This window comes from Cupriavidus sp. C2SS-8b (genome assembly GCF_057073745.1).
This window is the reverse complement of record NZ_CP172716.1, coordinates 2296415-2311636: the sequence shown is the minus strand read 5'-3', so window position 1 is coordinate 2311636 and position 15222 is coordinate 2296415. Positions and strand designations below refer to the sequence as shown.

Below are 15222 nucleotides of genomic sequence, written 5' to 3'. Positions count from 1 at the left end.
CGCTGCGCCTGCGAACCTTGTGTGGCGCCGCGCTGTTGTCGATCCTTGCCGCCTGTGGCGGCGGGGGCGATGGAGATGGCGGCGGTACGGCCGCGGCCGGCGGCGCACAGCCGTCCGGGCAGAGCGCGTCGACCCAGGCTGCGGGCACGGCAGTCACGACGGGCGGCTGCTATACGGTCAGCGGCGCCAGGCCTGCGGCGCCGGCCGGAGGCGGCGTGACGCTGCTGCCCGCGCTCGGCAGCGCCGTCGGCAACTATCGCGTGCTCGACGACGCGCGCAGCGCAGGCCTGTGCTATGCCAACTACCGGCGCGAACAGGTCGGCCTGCCGCCGCTGGCGGCTCGCGATGGGCTCAACAACGCGGCGCAGAACCACACCGCCTACATGCTCGCCAACCAGACGCTGACGCATGACGAAGTCTCGGGGAAGCCTGGCTACACTGGCGCTACGCCCGACGCGCGTATCCAGGCTGCGTATCCGACCAATGCCAACGCAGAGGTGGTGGCAGCGGCGAACAAGTGGACGTCGGTCGCCAACGCACCGCTTTCGCTGTCGCCGAAGGACTCGCTGGTATCGGATCTCATCAACGCGCCATTCCACCGCGCCGCGCTGCTGGGCAGCTACGGATCTGCCGGCAGTGGCTATGCAGAGAGCGTGGGCCCCAATGGCGGTGGCACTGCCGCCTACTACTACCAGACCATCGACCTTGCCGACGCATCGAAGGGCGGCACGGATAGCCAGATGGTCGCGTACCCGTTCGACGGGCAGGCCGACGTGCCGGCCAGCTGGGTCAACTCGGAAAGCCCCAATCCGGCGCCCGGCTACGACGGCAAGACCATGGGCTACCCGGTGTCGCTGCAGGCGATCAACGCCTCGCTGCAGTTCGATGCCGACAGCTTCACCATCACCGACGCGCAGGGCCGCAACGTCGACTGCCTGAAGGTGGACAGTCGCTCGTCCGGCCTGTCCAGCGCGGCAAGCGGGCTGGCGATCTGCACGCCGCTCGCGCCGCTGGCCAGCGGGCAGCGCTACAGCGTCACCGTCAACGGCAAGCTCGGCGGACAAACGGTCAATCTGAGCTGGTCCTTTACCACGCGCTGAGCGTCTGTCGCCACTCGCCATGCGAGCGGGCGGTGCCGACCCGAGACGCGAAGGGGTCGCGCTAGGGACTGAGCGCGGCACGCATGAAGCAGGCGGGATCCATGGTCCCGCCTTCTCTTTTTATCGGGCTTTCTTCAACGGGGCTGGCACCGTCAGGCGTCCAGCCTGACGCCCGCAGCCTTGACCACCTTGGCCCAGCGGACCTCCTCGGTCTGATAGAAGCGGCTGGTTTCCGCCGGCGTCATCGTCACCACTTCCGCACCTTGTCCCGCGAGCTGCGCGCGGATTTCCGGGGAGCGGATGATGCGGACCAGCTCGGCGTTGACCCGGTTCACGATGGCATCGGGCATGCCGACCGGCGCCATCACGCCTTGCCAGGTGCCGGATTCAAAGCCGGGCACGCCCTGTTCGGCGATGGTCGGCGTCTGGCCCACCAGCGGCATGCGCGTGCGCTTGGAAACCGCGATCAGCTTGAGCTTGCCGGCCTGCACCTGCGGCAGTGTAGCCAGCATGCCGTTCATCAGCACTTGCGCGGTGCCGCCGACGGTATCGGCAATCGCCTGCGAACCGCCCTTGTAAGGCACGTACTGCCACTTTGCACCGGTAGCCTGGGCCACCGCCACGCCGGCCAGGTGCGGCGCGCTGCCGATGGCCGTGACGGCGAAGTTCAACTGCGTCGTCTGCGAGAGATCGACCAGTTCCTTCAGGTTCGACACCTTGACCGATGGATGCACGACCAGCAGGTGCGGCGAATAGGCCAGCATGGCAACGCCCTTCAGGTCCTTGGACGGATTGAAGGTGAGCTTGGTATAGACCGACGGGCTGATCGCCAGCGCACCCACGTCGCAGAGCAGCAGCGTGTGGTTATCTGTGCCTTGGGCTGCCATGGCCGCGCCAATGTTGCCGTTGGCGCCGGGGCGGTTGTCGACCACGATGGACTGGCCAAGCGCCTCGCCGAGCTGCTTGCTGATCATCCGCGCGATGATGTCCGACGAGCCGCCGGCGGGGTAGGGCACGATCAGCCGGATGGGGCGATTGGGCCACGCATCGGCGGCGTGGGCGAGGCGCGGGACCGCAACGGATGCGCCGCCAAGTGCGCCGAGCGCGGCCAGGCCAGATGCCTGCTGCAGGAACGTACGGCGAGAGGTCATACAATGTCTCCGGAAATCGTTAAATTATCAGTCGTCATACAACATCGCTTGCATGGTAGACGGATTTTGGCGATTACGACATCGGGAAAATACCGAAATTTCCCTTCACGCCAGGACGGAGTGGGTTACAAGGGCCGTAAACGCAACAACGCGCCGTAGCGCGTTGTTGTCTGATGACATGGCCCCCCCATTGAAGTTGGTGCCGACGGCAGTCAGGTGCTTATTGCTTCGCCTTCTGCGCGTACTCCCAGCCGATCTCGGCCATCGGGCGCGCACGCTTGCCAGCGTCGAGCGCCTGCGCCGACGAAGCGGTGCCATCGACCACGCGCTTCATGATGCCCTGCAGGATCCCGGCGATGCGGAACATGCTGAAGGCCAGGTAGAAGTTCCAGTCGCCGGTGATGGGGCGGCCGGTGCGCTGCTCGTACAGGCGGCGATAGGCGGCCTCATCGGGAATGCCCAGCGCGGCATGGTCCAGGCCCGCGATGCCGCGGAACTGGCCTGGCGCGATATGCCAGCTCATGCAGTGGTAGCCGAAGTCGGCCATCGGATGGCCCAGCGTCGACAGTTCCCAGTCGAGCACGGCCAGCACACGCGGCTCGGTCGGGTGGAACATCAGGTTGTCGAGGCGATAGTCGCCGTGGACAATGCGGGTGAGGTCGGCATCTTCCTGCGGGATATGCTGCGGCAGCCAGTCCATCAGCGAATCCATGGCCGGAATCGACTCGGTCTCCGACAGCTTGTATTGCTTGCTCCAGCGTTCGATCTGGCGCTGGAAGTAGTTGCCGGGCTTGCCGTAGTCGCCCAGCCCGATGGCCTGGTAGTCGACGCTGTGCATGGCCGCGATCACGCGGTTCATCTCGTCGTAGATAGCGGCGCGTTCGGTCGGCGTCATATCCGGCAGCGACTGGTCCCACAGCACGCGGCCGCTGACAAACTCCATGATGTAGAAGGCGCGGCCGATCACCGATTCGTCCTCGCACAGCGCATACATCTTCGCGACCGGCACGTCGGTGCCGGCCAGCGCTGCCATCACGCGGTACTCGCGCTCGATCGCATGGGCCGACGGCAGCAGCTTGCTCTTGGGGCCGGGCTTGGCGCGCATCACGTAGGTCTGGCCCGGCGTGACCAGCTTGAAGGTCGGGTTGGACTGGCCGCCCTTGAACTGCTCCACGCTCAGCGGGCCGGCAAAGCCTTCCACATGCTGGCGCATCCAGGTTTCCAGCGCGGCGATATCAAAACGCTGCTGATCCGCCACAGGGCGCGTGCCTTCGAAGTGCGATACGTTGCTGCTCATGCTGTCTCCGGTGATGTTCTGGTGGTATCGGGTATGAAGCTCGGCGTGCGGGCCGGCGTCTCAGGCAGGGGGCTGCCGTCCGCGCAGGTACTGGTGCAGCAGGACTTCCATGGTGGTGTGGCGCGAGCCGCTGTGCACAGGCGTAGGCGGCGAATAGTTGGTCATGCGCACGACCCAGTCGAGCGGATCGTCGCCCATGTCGAGCACATTGATGCAGCCCGCGGTCTGCAGCAGCGAGCCAAAGAACACGCGCCGCCCGCAGGTGATGGCCTGCGACAGGATCGCGCGATTGGTGCCGCCATGCAGTACCAGCAGCACCGTATCCCAGCCCGGGTCGTCGCGCAGGCGTTGCAGGGCCGGCAGGACGCGGTCGAGAAACTGGCCGATGGTCTCGCCGTTCAGGAAGCGCTTGTCCTCGGGCACTTCGCCTTCGAACGCGCCGACGAAGGCGTCGCGCAGGTCCTCGGTAGCAATGGCCGACAGGTCGCCGCCACGGATCTCCCGGAGATCGGGCCAGACTTCGGGCTGTACGTCCTGCATGTCGGGAAGTTCGGCCAGCACGAGTTCGGCGGTTTCAACGGTGCGGGGCAGGCCGCTGACGATGATGCGGTCGAAGCGGATGCCCTCGGCCGCGAACGCGCGCCCGGCGGCGGTGGCCTGCATGCGGCCGGTCTCGTTGAGCGGCACCATCTCGGGCAGCGCGGGACGGCCGCCCTCATCGAAGTATGAGACGGCGCCATGGCGCATCAGGTAGATGCGGCGGCGCGAGGACGGCGGCAATTCCATGCATGTCTCCCAAGATTTGAGCAGGCCCGTCTTGCGCGGGCTGGCTGCGGCGGCGCCCTGAGGCGCCGCGGTGATCAAGACAACATTCAGCGGTAGCGGGGTTTGCGCTTTTCCAGGAAGGCGCTGATGCCTTCGCCACCATCCGGATGGTGCAGGGCGGCCACGAAACTATCGCGCTCGGCCGCCAGGTGTTCGGTCAGCGAGGCGGAGGCCGCATGGTTGATCAGGCCCTTGATGCGGCCGACCGCATGCGGCGACTGCTCGGCCAGTCCCTCGGCCAGCTGCAGCGCTTCGGTCAGCGCCTGGCCCGGAGGCACCACGCGGTTGACCATGCCGAACTGCGCGAGCCTGGCGGCATCGACTGGCTTGCCTTCCATCATCAGCTCGCTGGCCAGGGCGCGCGGCAGCGCGCGCGCCAGTTCATACGAGCCGCCGCCATCGGGCGTCAGTCCGACCTTGACGTAGGCCATGACGAATTTGGCGTTGCTTGCGGCCACTACGAAATCGCAGGCCAGCGCCACCGAGAAGCCCGCGCCGGCAGCCGCGCCTTCCACCGCCGCGATAACCGGCTTGGGAAACGCGTGCAGCGTCTCGATCCAGTGGTTCAGTGTCTCGATGCTCTCGGCCTGGACTTGGGGCGGCTTAGAGCGGTTGCCGAGCAGCCGGTTCAGGTTGCCGCCGGCGCAGAAGATGCCGTCGGCGCCGGTGATGATGACCGCGCGTAGCGAATCATCGCTGGCGGCGGCATTCAGCGCTTCGAACGAAGCGGCGTAGATGTCCGGATGCAGCGCGTTGCGCGCTTCCGGGTTGGAGATGGTCAGTACCAGCGTCGAGTCGACGCGGGAAGAAAGCAGTTGCGCGGTCATGGGCAGCCTCGGGTATTGCGGGGGCGGGGGAGCCGAGGCTCCTCAGTTCTCTTCGGCCAGCAGCGACAGGCCCAGGCCTGCACGGCGCCACAGCCACGGGCTCGGCCGGTAGCGCATGTCGCCGGTCAGCGCTTCCATATTGCGCAAGGTCTCCAGCACGAGTTGCGGACCCACGGCATCGCCGAGGGCCAGCGGGCCCTTCGGATAGCCGAGACCCAGGTTCACGGCGAGGTCGATGTCCGCCGGCGAGGCAATGCGTTGCTGCGCGATATCGCTGGCGATGTTGATGATGCAGCAGAGCACGCGCTGGGCAATGAAGCCGGCCGAGTCGCGGATCACCGTGACCGGCACGCCGTCGCTGGCGAACAGGCCATGCGCGGCGTCGCGCGCGGCGGTGCCGGTGGCTGGCGTGGTCATCAGCGTGCGGCGCTTGGTGGCCTCGAACGGCAGCAGGGTGTCGATCGCCACCGTGCGCGACGCATCCAGAACTTGCTGGAGCGCGGTGGTGGTGGCATCGAGGCCCAGCGGCGTGACGACGATCAGCGCATCGGCGGAAGGCTGGTCGCCATTTTCCGGCGTGACACCGAGTGCCCCAAGCAGCTTCGTCACCATGGCATGGCCGCGCTCGCTGGCGCGGCTGACCCACACGCTGGCCGGTCGTGCCGACGGGACCGCGGCCGTGGCCGGGACCTGTTTCTGGCCATCCACGTAGCGGTAGAAGCCGGCGCCAGCCTTGCGGCCCACAAGCCCGCCGACCGAGCGGATCGCCGTGATCGGCGACGGGCGGTAGCGCGGCTCCTGGTAGAACTGGTTGTAGATCGATTCCATCACCGGGTGCGACACATCGAGCCCGGTCAGGTCCATCAGCTCGAACGGCCCCATGCGGAAGCCCGCTTGCTCGCGCATGACGTTGTCGATGTCGGCGAACTTGGCCACGCCTTCCTGCGCGACCTTGATGCCTTCGATATTCATGCCGCGGCCGGCATGGTTGACGATAAAGCCCGGCATGTCCTTGCAGCGCACCGGCGTATGGCCCATGCGGCGCGACAGCGCCATCAGCGCATCGCCCACGGCGGGGTTGCCGGACAGGCCGTCGATCACCTCGACCACCTTCATCAGCGGCACCGGGTTGAAGAAGTGGTAGCCCACCACGCGGCCCGGTTCCTTCGCACCCACTGCGATTGCCGTGATCGACAGCGACGAGGTGTTCGAGGCAATGACCGCATCGGGACGCAGCACGGCTTCCAGCTTGGCCACCAGATCGCGCTTCACTTCGAGCTTCTCGACGATGGCTTCCACCACCATGTCACAGCCGGCCAGGTCTTCGAGCGCGCCACAGGGCTTTACGCGGGCCAGCGTGGCCTCGGCGTCGGCAGCAGAGATCTTGCCCTTTTCAGCCAGCTTGCCGAGCGTATCCTGCAGATACTTGCGCGCCGCTTCCACCGCTTGCGGGTTGGCGTCGTACAGATTGACGGCCAGTCCCGCCTGCGCGGCGATCTGGGCGATGCCGCGGCCCATGGCGCCGGTGCCGACGATGCCCAGCGTCTCGATGGTGAAAGTGCTCATATTGCGTCCCTGAAGTTGTGGTTAAATTAGCACGATCGTACGTTTTATGCACCTTTCCGGAAATAGCCGGAACGCGGGCAGCGTGCGCTGATCGGCCAGTCCGGCGGCATCGGAAGACCGGGATGGTTCACAATCGCTGCGGGCTTTGCGCCCGCAAGCGTGATTCCAACAGGAGAGAGACGATATGCTGAAACTGTGCGGGTTTGCCGCCAGCAACTACTACAACAAGGTCAAGCTGGCACTGCTGGAAAAGAATGTGCCGTTCGAGGAAGTCCTGGCGTGGATCGGCGAGACCGACTTGGCGGCCACGCCGGCGGGCAAGGTGCCCTACATGATTACCGAATCGGGCTCGCTGTGCGAGTCGGAGGTGATCAACGAATACCTGGAAGCCGCCTATCCCCAAACGCCGCTGCTGCCGCGCGATCCGCTGCAGGCCGGCAAGGTGCGCGAGATCGTCACTTTCCTCGAGGTGTACCTGGAACTGACCGCGCGCGAGCTGTATCCGGAAGCGTTTTTCGGCGGCAAGGTCAGCGATAACGTGAAGGAGCGCCAGCTCAAGCTGCTGACGCGCTATATCCCGGCGTTTGCCAAGCTGGCGAAGTTCTCGCCCTTTATCGCGGGCGATACCTTCACGCTGGCCGATTGCGCCGCAGCGGTCCACCTGCCGCTGGTGTCGTCGTGCACGAAGATCATCTACGGCAAGGACCTGCTGGCCGACCTGCCGGTCAGGGACTACCTGAAGACGCTGTCGGAGCGCCCGTCGGTACAGAAAGTCAATGCCGACCGCAAGGCGAATACCGAGCTGATGATGAGCCGGAACAAGTAGGAACGGCCAAGGTGCCAAACGTAAGCGCCCGCGGCCTCTGGAGCCGGCCCTTTTTCGTTGTGCCTGGGCAAGCGCTCAGGCGCTGCCGAACATGGCCAGGAGGTCGCTCTGGCTGACGTGCGGGTGCTTGGAGCGCGTCTGCTTGCGCACGTAGTTGCCATCCGGCTGCATGATCCACGCCGAGGCGTTGTCGCGCAGGTGCACCTGCAGGCTTTCCTTGATGACCCGTGCCTTCAGGGCCTTGTCCAGCACCGGGAACGCTACCTCGACACGGCGGAACAGGTTGCGGTCCATCCAGTCGGCGCTCGACAGGTAGAGCACCTCTTCGCCACCCGCCAGGAAGTAGTAGACACGGTGGTGTTCCAGGAAGCGCCCGACGATCGAGCGCACCGAGATGTTCTCGGACATGCCCGGCACGCCGGGCATCAGCGCACAGACGCCGCGTACGATCAGGTCGATCTTCACGCCCGCGCGCGACGCCTTGTACAGCTCGTCGATGATGGACGGCTCGAGCAGCGCGTTCATCTTCGCAATGATCCGGGCGCGCTTGCCGGCACGCGCATTGCGCGCCTCGGCGCGGATATGCTCGATCAGGTTGCTGTGCATGCTGAAGGGCGACTGCCACAGATGGTTCAGCCGGATCGTGCCGGCGGTCCCCGTCAGCAGCTGGAAGACGTGGTGAACGTCCTCGCAGATTGCCTCGTTGGCGGTCAGCAGGCCGAAGTCCGTGTACAGGCGGGCCGTGCGCGGATGGTAGTTGCCCGTACCGAGGTGAGCGTAGCGGCGCAGCTTGATCTGCTTGGCCTTGGTGCCGGTGGCTTCGCGCCGCACGATCAGCAGCATCTTGGCATGGCACTTGTGTCCGACCACGCCGTAGATGACATGGGCGCCGGCCGATTCGAGGCGCTCGGCCCAGTTGATGTTGGTTTCCTCGTCGAAGCGCGCCAGGAGTTCCACGACGACGGTGACTTCCTTGCCGTTGCGCGCGGCGGTCATCAGCGCCTCCATGACCAGCGATTCATTGCCGGTGCGGTAGACCGTCTGCTTGATGGCCACCACGTGCGGGTCGGTCGCGGCCTGCTGCAGCAGGTCGAGCACGGAGTTGAAGCTCTCGAACGGATGGTGCAGCAGCACGTCCTGCTGGCGGATGACATCGAAAATCGGTGCGCCGGTCGTGAATGGCTTGACCGGTGCCGGCACGTGTGGCGGAAACTTCAGCGCCGGACGATCCACCATGTCCGGGATCTGCATCAGCCGCACCAGGTTCACGGGCCCCGAGACGCGATACAGGTCCTGCTCCCCGAGGCCCGATTCCAGCAACAGCCGACGCGAGAGCGCCGGCGGGGTGTCCGACGACACTTCCAGCCGCACGGTGTCGCCGAAGTGGCGCGTCGGCAGCTCGCCCTGCAGCGCTTCGCGCAGGTCGGTGATCTCGTCTTCGGAAACAAAGAGGTCGGAATTGCGCGTCACGCGGAACTGGTAGCAGCCCAGAACGTCGATCGACGGAAACAGTTCATGCACGAATGCCTGCATGAAGGAGGACAGCATCACGAAGCCAAACGGGTAGCCCGACAGCTTTTCAGGCATCTTCACCACGCGTGGTAGCGCGCGGGGGGCCTGCACGATGGCCAGGTCCGCATCGCGGCCGAAAGCGTCCTTGCCTGACAGCTCGACCACGAAGTTCAGGCTCTTGTTCAGGACACGCGGGAACGGGTGCGCCGGGTCCAGGGCGATTGGCGTAAGGACCGGGCCGAGTTCGCGCACAAAGAAATCCCTGGCCCACTCGCGTTGTGCATCGGTCCAGGTCGTGGTCAGGTGAAAAAAGATGCCTTCCTTCTCAAGAAGGGGAAAAATGACGTTCTGCAGCATGTCATACTGCGAAGCCACCAACTGCTGCGTGCGCGCCGTGACAAGCTGATAGGTCTGCTGGAACGAGAGGCCGTCGGGCGTGAGGCCGGAAGCGTTGTCGCGCATCTGTTCTTTCAACCCTGCCATGCGGATTTCAAAGAACTCGTCCAGATTGCTGGACACGATGCAAATGAATTTCAGCCGTTCCAGCAGCGGAACCTTGGGGTCGGCGGCCTGTGCCAGTACGCGCGCGTTGAATTCCAGAATGCCCAGCTCGCGATTGAGCAGCGTGCTGGACGGTGTCGTCGACATGGGCATGACCTTCTTTTGGTAATGTGGCGACTTTTCCATAAACTCATGTCACTTTTATGACACTTTTATTTTGTCATGATGTTGACATGGCGAGGACATAATTTTCTGGTGTATCAGCATACCGGCCAAGCGGACCACGCGTCTCTTGCGGTGCGGTAACCTGTACCCCATGCGTTTCAGCTTTCCAGACATCGAATGAACAACTCTCCACGCTTGCTGGCCGCCGTCGACATGGGCTCGAACAGCTTTCGCCTGATGATCGGGCGAGTGGACGAAACCCCTACCGCCAATGGCCCGGCCAGCCAGATCTTCCAGGTCGACGCGCTGCGCGAGCCGGTGCGGCTGGCGGCGGGACTGACGCCGGATAAATATCTCGACCAGCCCGCGCGTCGGCGCGGCATCGACGCGTTGCGCCGCTTTGGCGACCGCCTGCGCGATTTCCCGCCGGACCAGGTGCGCGCCGTGGCGACCAACACGCTGCGCGTGGCCAAGAACGCCTCGGAGTTCCTGATCGAGGCCGAGGCCGCGCTCGGCTTCCCAATCGAAGTCATTGCCGGCCGTGAAGAGGCGCGCCTGATCTACCTGGGCGCATCGCACGACGCGCCGGTCTGCCAGGGCAACCGGCTGGTGGTCGACATCGGCGGCGGGTCGACCGAGTTCATCATCGGCAGCGGTTACCAGTCGAAGCTGATGGAAAGCCTCTACATCGGCTGCGTTTCACACAGCCGCCAGTTCTTTCCGAGCGGCAACGTCGACGAGTACGCGATGAAGCAGGCCGAACTGGCCGCGCGGCGCGAAATCCAGGTGCTGGTGCGCCAGTATCGCGCGGCCGGCTGGCAGCAGGCGGTCGGATCATCCGGCACGGCGCGCGCGCTGGCCGAGCTGATCGAACTCAACGGCATGAACGACAGCACGGCCGAGCATGGCATCACGCGAGAAGGGCTGGAGCGGCTCAAGCGCGCGCTGGTGAAGGCGGAGAATACCAATCGCGTCAAGCTGGCGGGGCTGAAGGCGGACCGCATTCCGGTGTTGCCAGGTGGGCTCTCGATCATGCTTGGTGTGTTCGCCGAACTCGACATCGACCGCATGGACGTGACCGATGGCGCGTTGCGCCTCGGCGTGCTCTACGACCTCCTCGGGCGCAGCCACCACGAGGACATGCGAACCGTGACCGTGGACCAGTTCATGCGCCGCTACGGCGTGGACCGCGCCCAGGCGACCCGCGTGCGCCGCGCCGCGACCACGTTGCTGTCGCAGTTTCCGGAGCCGGCCCATGAACGCCGCGAGGACAACCTCGGCTTGCTCGGTTGGGCTGCCAGCCTGCATGAGGTGGGGATGTCGATTTCCCACAGCGGCTACCACAAGCATTCGGCCTATATCGCGACGCACGCGGACATGCCGGGCTTCTCCAGGACCGACCAGGCGCGCCTGGCAGCTTTGCTGCTCGGTCACGCCGGCAAGCTCGGCAAGCTTTCAGGCAGCGGCAGGTTCCTCGACTGGCGCATGCTGTTCAGCTTGCGGCTGGCATTCGTGCTATGCCGCCGGCGTTCTGATGTACCGCTGCCCGATATCCGGGTGTCGCAGCGCTCGGATGCGTTGGACGAGGGTTTCGAGGTTCGGGTGCCCAAGACTTGGATCGAAGCCAATCCACTGGTTGAATACAGCCTGACGCAGGAGGCCGACGAATGGCAGCGTGTCGGCAAGCGGTACAAGGTGGTTTACGCCTGAGTGGCGCCGCGGCGCCACCGGGCGCCAAGCAGAAACGGCGGCCCCTGGCCGCCGTTTTCATTGCGCCGGAGCGCTTCAGGCCGGGCGGTTCAGGTCCAGGAAGTGGCGGGCATAGCGCGGGTTCATGTCATTCACGCGCAGCAGCGTCAGGAAGTCGGCCACGTTGAAGTCGGGATCCCATGCGGGCAGGCCGCAGATGCGGGCGCCCAGGCGCAGGTAACCCTTGATCAGCGCCGGCGGCTCGACTTCCAGTTGCTGGTTGAGGTCGTCGACGGGTAGCGGCAGGCGCGGGAAGGCGTGGTACTCGATCGGTGCCAGCGAGCGCTCGCTGAACAGCCGGTACAGGCTGGCCGCATAGTGGCCGCCATCGCTCATCGGCACGCTGGCGCAGCCGAGCATGGACTCGATGCCCCAGCGCTGCAGATACTCGCCCAGGCCGCCCCACAGGCCCATGATGACGCTGCCAGAGCGATAGTCGCGGTGCACGCAGGAGCGCCCAAGCTCGAGCATCTTGGGACGCAGGTGGGACAGGCGAACGAGGTCGAACTCAGATTCGGCATACAGGCAGCCGATGCGCTTGGCCTGGTGCGGCGGCAGCACCCGGTAAGTGCCCACCACCTTCAGCGTAGCCATGTCCCGTACGATCAGGTGGTCGCAGTAGGCGTCGAACATGTCGACGTCCAAGTCGAGCACGTTCGATGCCAGGCGCGCGCCCATCTCTTCGGCGAACACCTTGTAGCGCAGGCGCTGGGCTTCGACTACTTCGTCCTGGTGGCGCGCCCACGCCACGCTGAGAACAGGCGATTCATTTGCCGGTGTATCCGACGGGCGATGAAGACGCCTCCGCGCCGACTGGCCGACAAGGCCATTGGGCAGGGAGTCGAAAAGCGGCTGGGTCGGCGTCGGGAGGTCTCGCATCAGAGTGTCCTTTTGGTGACGAAACTGTTGCGAAGCAATGTAGTGAGCCGCGGTGACAGTGCCGTGACCCGGCGATGACGCTTCCATGACGCGTGCCGGCGCGGCATGGCTACCGGGGGCCACCGATGGCGGTGTAGGGTGGGCGGAGCCGTTGGGGCCGTTGGGCGGGTTGGGGCTGCGGGACATGCTTGTTTCTCCGGGTCACCAGCGCCGGACGTGCCGGCGAACCAAGCGACTCTATTGAGTGGAGAAACGACGAGCTATCGTCCTTTGCTGAATTTTCTCGGTGTGCCGGGCCGGTGAGCGACAAGCGGCGTGTCCACGCGGCACCGGAGCGACGATTGAGAAATTGCTTGCCGGCGAATCTCAGAGAAATTCAGGATTGATGACCGCGCGCAGCACCGTTTGCGCCTCGCTTTCGCGGGTACGGCTGGCCAGCCACCAGATGCCGCTCTTACGCACGCTCCAGTTCATTTCGGTGCCGGCCAGCAGCAGGCTGGCCAGCCTGCCGATCCAGGGCTGGTGACCGACCACCACGACGTTCTCGTCGCCCTGCGGCCAGCCTGTCGCGCTGAGGACCGCGCTGACGTCCGCCCCGGGGGCCAGGTCTTCCAGAATTTCGGGATGGCCGCTGTACGCCGCTGCGGTTTCGCGCGCGCGCAGCGCCGGGCTGCACAATACCCGGGTCTTGGCCGGCAACTGAGCGCGCAGCCACGCCGCGGAGTCGTCCGCCTGCTTGCGCCCGCGGCGCGTGAGCGGACGCTGCAGGTCCGCGTTCCGGCTCAGGCTGAGCGCATCGGGGAGTTCTTCGGCTTCAGCGTGTCGCCACAGGATCAGGTTCATGTCGGAGCGGGCCAGGGAGTGAGCTTCGAGTATGGTGAAGCCGTCCGACAGGCGCAAGCAGCGCGCGCCGTGGTGGCGGCGCGCACAAACAATACGGGCTGCCTGTCAGGCAGCCCGCAAGTGTCTCCGAGCGTAGTGTCAGGCGCGTGACACACGCTGGCGCGCAATCATTGCGCTGAGGCCGGGCCCGGAAAGTTGCTTCCGAACCGGGCACTGGCAAAGACTCAGGACTTGTGGCGGAAGTTGATGCGGCCCTTGGTCAGGTCATACGGCGACATTTCCAGGGTAACGCGATCGCCTGCCAGAATGCGGATGCGGTGCTTCTGCATCTTGCCCGATGCATAGGCCCAGATCTCGACGCCATTCTCGAGCAGGACTCGGTAACGATTGTCGGGCAGGGCTTCCGACACCACACCGCCAAATTCAATGAGTTCTTCCTTAGCCAATCTATCTTCCTTTTCTGCAACCCGCAGGGTGCAATGGTTTCGTTTTACATTCGATGTGACGCGACGCGCGGGCATGCCGGTCCGGCGCATGTGCACAGACTTGCCGCATGGCGGCTGGCGCGCCTCAAGTTGTCCCAGGCAAGCTGGCACGGTCCAGAAGGCGCAGCAAACCGCGTGCCAACTGATCCAGCTAGGGAATCGTCCAGGGGGCGCTGTCTGCCCGGCCGATCTGTCTTGCCGATACGGCCGCAGAACCTCGGCCGTGCGAGTCGCGGGTGCGCGGGCAACGTGTTACCGGTCGCTCGCCATGTTTGTAACGCTGCGGAAGGGTCTGAAGGGCCGGCCTTCACGCTGGAGAGAACGCCCGGTGACAGGGATGCGCGGAACATCCCGGGCTAACAACATATTGTACCACGGGCATCGGTTTTCAATGAAAGGTACGTAAGGGCTGAAGCGGGCCGTGCAGGCGATAGCAGGGTGGATAAGTGATTCATGGATATCATTAACGTGGCTATTGCCCTTGGTATTTGCCCCATATGCACTAGAACTAACTCCACAGGCCTCGTCCAGGGGTCTCGCAACCGGAGGTAGTCATGGAACTCCACCTGCAATCGCACCACTATGCACGGTGCCGGCCCGACTGGCGCATGGCCGTCGTCGCCGGCCTGATTGCCGGCACGGTATACATGGTGCTGGAACTGCTGACCGCACGCTTCCTGTTCTACCTCGGCGCCTGGGACACGGTGAAGAGGGTGGCAGCCATCATCCTGGGGCGCGAGGCGCTGGCTTCGCCGGACTCCTTCAACTGGACCATCGTCCTTGCCGCGGGCACGGTTCACTATGCGCTGTCGATCATCCTGGCGTCGGCGCTGGCATTCATCCTGGGCTCTTTTCGACTGGATTCGAGCATGGGCCTGGCATCCGTCGTCGGGATAGTCTTTGGCGTCGTGGCGTATCTGGTGAACTTCTACGCGCTGGGGCGCTATTTCAACTGGTTTGACGAGGCGCGAGGCTGGGAAAGCCTGTTTGCGCATGCCCTGTTCGGGCTGGTCGCCGCCGATGCCTACTGCCATTTCGAGCGGCGCAATGCGGCGGCGGGCGCGCCGCAACCGTCTTCGCCTCCGTGAGGCCGGCAAGATCCTGACCGCCGGGCAGACTGCGTTCGACATATCCCTCAACTGTTCAGGTCCGACTGTCGTGGGGATGACTTTCACAGACCCGGCACAACCGGGCAATACCAGCAGTACTTTGACGTTGGGAACGGATTCGTCGGCGACCGGGGTTGCTTTCCAGATCCTCTACAACGGGGCTCCTGTGGACTTCGGGGCCGATTCCGCTGCGGCGGGCAATCAGAATCAGCTCATTGTCGGCAGCTCAAGCGGTGCTGGCACCATGCAAGTTCCTTTGTCGGTGCGCTATATCCGTACGGGCACTGTAGGGCCGGGGGTGGCAAACGGCTACGCGACCTTCACGATGAGCTATCAGTGAGAAAGAAAAAGCCCGAGGCGGGCCAGGACTGCTGTCACGAGCGGTGT

14 protein-coding genes are annotated in these 15222 nt (G+C 64.9%); 5 read left to right on the top strand and 9 right to left on the bottom strand.

Annotated features, from left to right (window positions below; genetic code table 11):
• Nucleotides 1-35 precede the first annotated feature (35 nt).
• Nucleotides 36-1100, top strand: a complete 1065-nt coding sequence (locus tag ACIGJB_RS10680) for a CAP domain-containing protein (RefSeq protein ID WP_483729809.1) — start codon at nucleotides 36-38, stop codon at nucleotides 1098-1100.
• A 152-nt stretch (nucleotides 1101-1252) separates the two neighbouring features.
• Here ACIGJB_RS10680 and ACIGJB_RS10675 read toward each other — a convergent pair whose 3' ends face one another.
• From ACIGJB_RS10675 to ACIGJB_RS10655, 5 genes are all read right to left on the bottom strand, one after another.
• On the bottom strand, nucleotides 1253-2251 hold the full coding sequence (locus ACIGJB_RS10675; protein WP_483729808.1) for a Bug family tripartite tricarboxylate transporter substrate binding protein: 999 nt from the start codon (nucleotides 2249-2251) through the stop codon (nucleotides 1253-1255).
• Nucleotides 2252-2471: 220 nt separating this feature from the next.
• Entirely contained in the window at nucleotides 2472-3548 is a 1077-nt protein-coding gene (locus ACIGJB_RS10670; RefSeq protein ID WP_483729807.1) for a phosphotransferase, read from the bottom strand.
• A gap of 60 nt (nucleotides 3549-3608) precedes the next feature.
• Entirely contained in the window at nucleotides 3609-4334 is a 726-nt protein-coding gene (locus ACIGJB_RS10665) for a histidine phosphatase family protein (protein ID WP_483729806.1), read from the bottom strand.
• An 86-nt stretch (nucleotides 4335-4420) separates the two neighbouring features.
• Nucleotides 4421-5200 (bottom strand): oxepin-CoA hydrolase, alternative type, encoded by a 780-nt coding sequence (locus ACIGJB_RS10660; RefSeq protein WP_483729805.1) that lies wholly within the window; start codon nucleotides 5198-5200, stop codon nucleotides 4421-4423.
• A gap of 42 nt (nucleotides 5201-5242) precedes the next feature.
• Complete coding sequence (locus ACIGJB_RS10655) at nucleotides 5243-6766, bottom strand: 3-hydroxyacyl-CoA dehydrogenase (protein ID WP_483729804.1); 1524 nt, start codon at nucleotides 6764-6766, stop codon at nucleotides 5243-5245.
• Between the two features lie 184 nt (nucleotides 6767-6950).
• On the opposite strand from ACIGJB_RS10655, the gene ACIGJB_RS10650 reads away from it, so the two are divergent.
• Nucleotides 6951-7592 carry a glutathione S-transferase gene (locus ACIGJB_RS10650; RefSeq protein ID WP_483729803.1) on the top strand — a complete coding sequence of 214 codons (642 nt, stop codon included), beginning with the start codon at nucleotides 6951-6953 and terminating at the stop codon, nucleotides 7590-7592.
• A 75-nt stretch (nucleotides 7593-7667) separates the two neighbouring features.
• Here ACIGJB_RS10650 and ppk1 read toward each other — a convergent pair whose 3' ends face one another.
• Nucleotides 7668-9752 carry a polyphosphate kinase 1 gene (gene ppk1, locus ACIGJB_RS10645; protein WP_483729802.1) on the bottom strand — a complete coding sequence of 695 codons (2085 nt, stop codon included), beginning with the start codon at nucleotides 9750-9752 and terminating at the stop codon, nucleotides 7668-7670.
• 195 nt (nucleotides 9753-9947) lie between these two features.
• Between ppk1 and ppx the strand changes: the two genes are divergently transcribed.
• Nucleotides 9948-11480 carry an exopolyphosphatase gene (gene ppx, locus ACIGJB_RS10640; protein ID WP_483729801.1) on the top strand — a complete coding sequence of 511 codons (1533 nt, stop codon included), beginning with the start codon at nucleotides 9948-9950 and terminating at the stop codon, nucleotides 11478-11480.
• 75 nt (nucleotides 11481-11555) lie between these two features.
• On the opposite strand, the gene ACIGJB_RS10635 is transcribed toward ppx, so the two are convergent.
• The 3 genes from ACIGJB_RS10635 to infA all read right to left on the bottom strand — a co-directional run bounded on the left by ACIGJB_RS10635 (nucleotide 11556) and on the right by infA (nucleotide 13687).
• Nucleotides 11556-12398, bottom strand: coding sequence for a GNAT family N-acetyltransferase (locus ACIGJB_RS10635; protein WP_483729800.1), 843 nt, complete (start codon nucleotides 12396-12398; stop codon nucleotides 11556-11558).
• Nucleotides 12399-12764: 366 nt separating this feature from the next.
• Nucleotides 12765-13241, bottom strand: coding sequence for a SixA phosphatase family protein (locus tag ACIGJB_RS10630; protein WP_483729799.1), 477 nt, complete (start codon nucleotides 13239-13241; stop codon nucleotides 12765-12767).
• Between the two features lie 224 nt (nucleotides 13242-13465).
• Nucleotides 13466-13687 (bottom strand): translation initiation factor IF-1, encoded by a 222-nt coding sequence (infA, locus tag ACIGJB_RS10625; RefSeq protein ID WP_006578938.1) that lies wholly within the window; start codon nucleotides 13685-13687, stop codon nucleotides 13466-13468.
• Between the two features lie 593 nt (nucleotides 13688-14280).
• Here infA and ACIGJB_RS10620 point away from each other — a divergent pair.
• Both ACIGJB_RS10620 and ACIGJB_RS10615 read left to right on the top strand, forming a co-directional pair.
• Entirely contained in the window at nucleotides 14281-14814 is a 534-nt protein-coding gene (locus ACIGJB_RS10620) for a hypothetical protein (RefSeq protein WP_483729798.1), read from the top strand.
• Nucleotides 14720-15175 carry a fimbrial protein gene (locus ACIGJB_RS10615; protein ID WP_483732311.1) on the top strand — a complete coding sequence of 152 codons (456 nt, stop codon included), beginning with the start codon at nucleotides 14720-14722 and terminating at the stop codon, nucleotides 15173-15175. Before ACIGJB_RS10620 ends, ACIGJB_RS10615 begins: the two co-directional genes overlap by 95 nt.
• Nucleotides 15176-15222 lie beyond the last annotated feature (47 nt).

What these genes read in the sequence shown, in the direction of transcription:
- ACIGJB_RS10655 (WP_483729804.1), bottom strand. Translation starts at nt 6,766, where the DNA reads ATGAGCACTTTCACCATCGAGACGCTGGGCATCGTCGGCACCGGCGCC.
- ACIGJB_RS10615 (WP_483732311.1), top strand. Translation starts at nt 14,720, where the DNA reads ATGCCCTGTTCGGGCTGGTCGCCGCCGATGCCTACTGCCATTTCGAGC.
- ACIGJB_RS10670 (WP_483729807.1), bottom strand. Translation starts at nt 3,548, where the DNA reads ATGAGCAGCAACGTATCGCACTTCGAAGGCACGCGCCCTGTGGCGGAT.
- ACIGJB_RS10650 (WP_483729803.1), top strand. Translation starts at nt 6,951, where the DNA reads ATGCTGAAACTGTGCGGGTTTGCCGCCAGCAACTACTACAACAAGGTC.
- ACIGJB_RS10665 (WP_483729806.1), bottom strand. Translation starts at nt 4,334, where the DNA reads ATGGAATTGCCGCCGTCCTCGCGCCGCCGCATCTACCTGATGCGCCAT.
- ACIGJB_RS10675 (WP_483729808.1), bottom strand. Translation starts at nt 2,251, where the DNA reads ATGACCTCTCGCCGTACGTTCCTGCAGCAGGCATCTGGCCTGGCCGCG.
- ACIGJB_RS10660 (WP_483729805.1), bottom strand. Translation starts at nt 5,200, where the DNA reads ATGACCGCGCAACTGCTTTCTTCCCGCGTCGACTCGACGCTGGTACTG.
- ppx (WP_483729801.1), top strand. Translation starts at nt 9,948, where the DNA reads ATGAACAACTCTCCACGCTTGCTGGCCGCCGTCGACATGGGCTCGAAC.
- ACIGJB_RS10635 (WP_483729800.1), bottom strand. Translation starts at nt 12,398, where the DNA reads ATGCGAGACCTCCCGACGCCGACCCAGCCGCTTTTCGACTCCCTGCCC.
- ACIGJB_RS10620 (WP_483729798.1), top strand. Translation starts at nt 14,281, where the DNA reads ATGGAACTCCACCTGCAATCGCACCACTATGCACGGTGCCGGCCCGAC.
- ACIGJB_RS10630 (WP_483729799.1), bottom strand. Translation starts at nt 13,241, where the DNA reads ATGAACCTGATCCTGTGGCGACACGCTGAAGCCGAAGAACTCCCCGAT.
- ppk1 (WP_483729802.1), bottom strand. Translation starts at nt 9,752, where the DNA reads ATGTCGACGACACCGTCCAGCACGCTGCTCAATCGCGAGCTGGGCATT.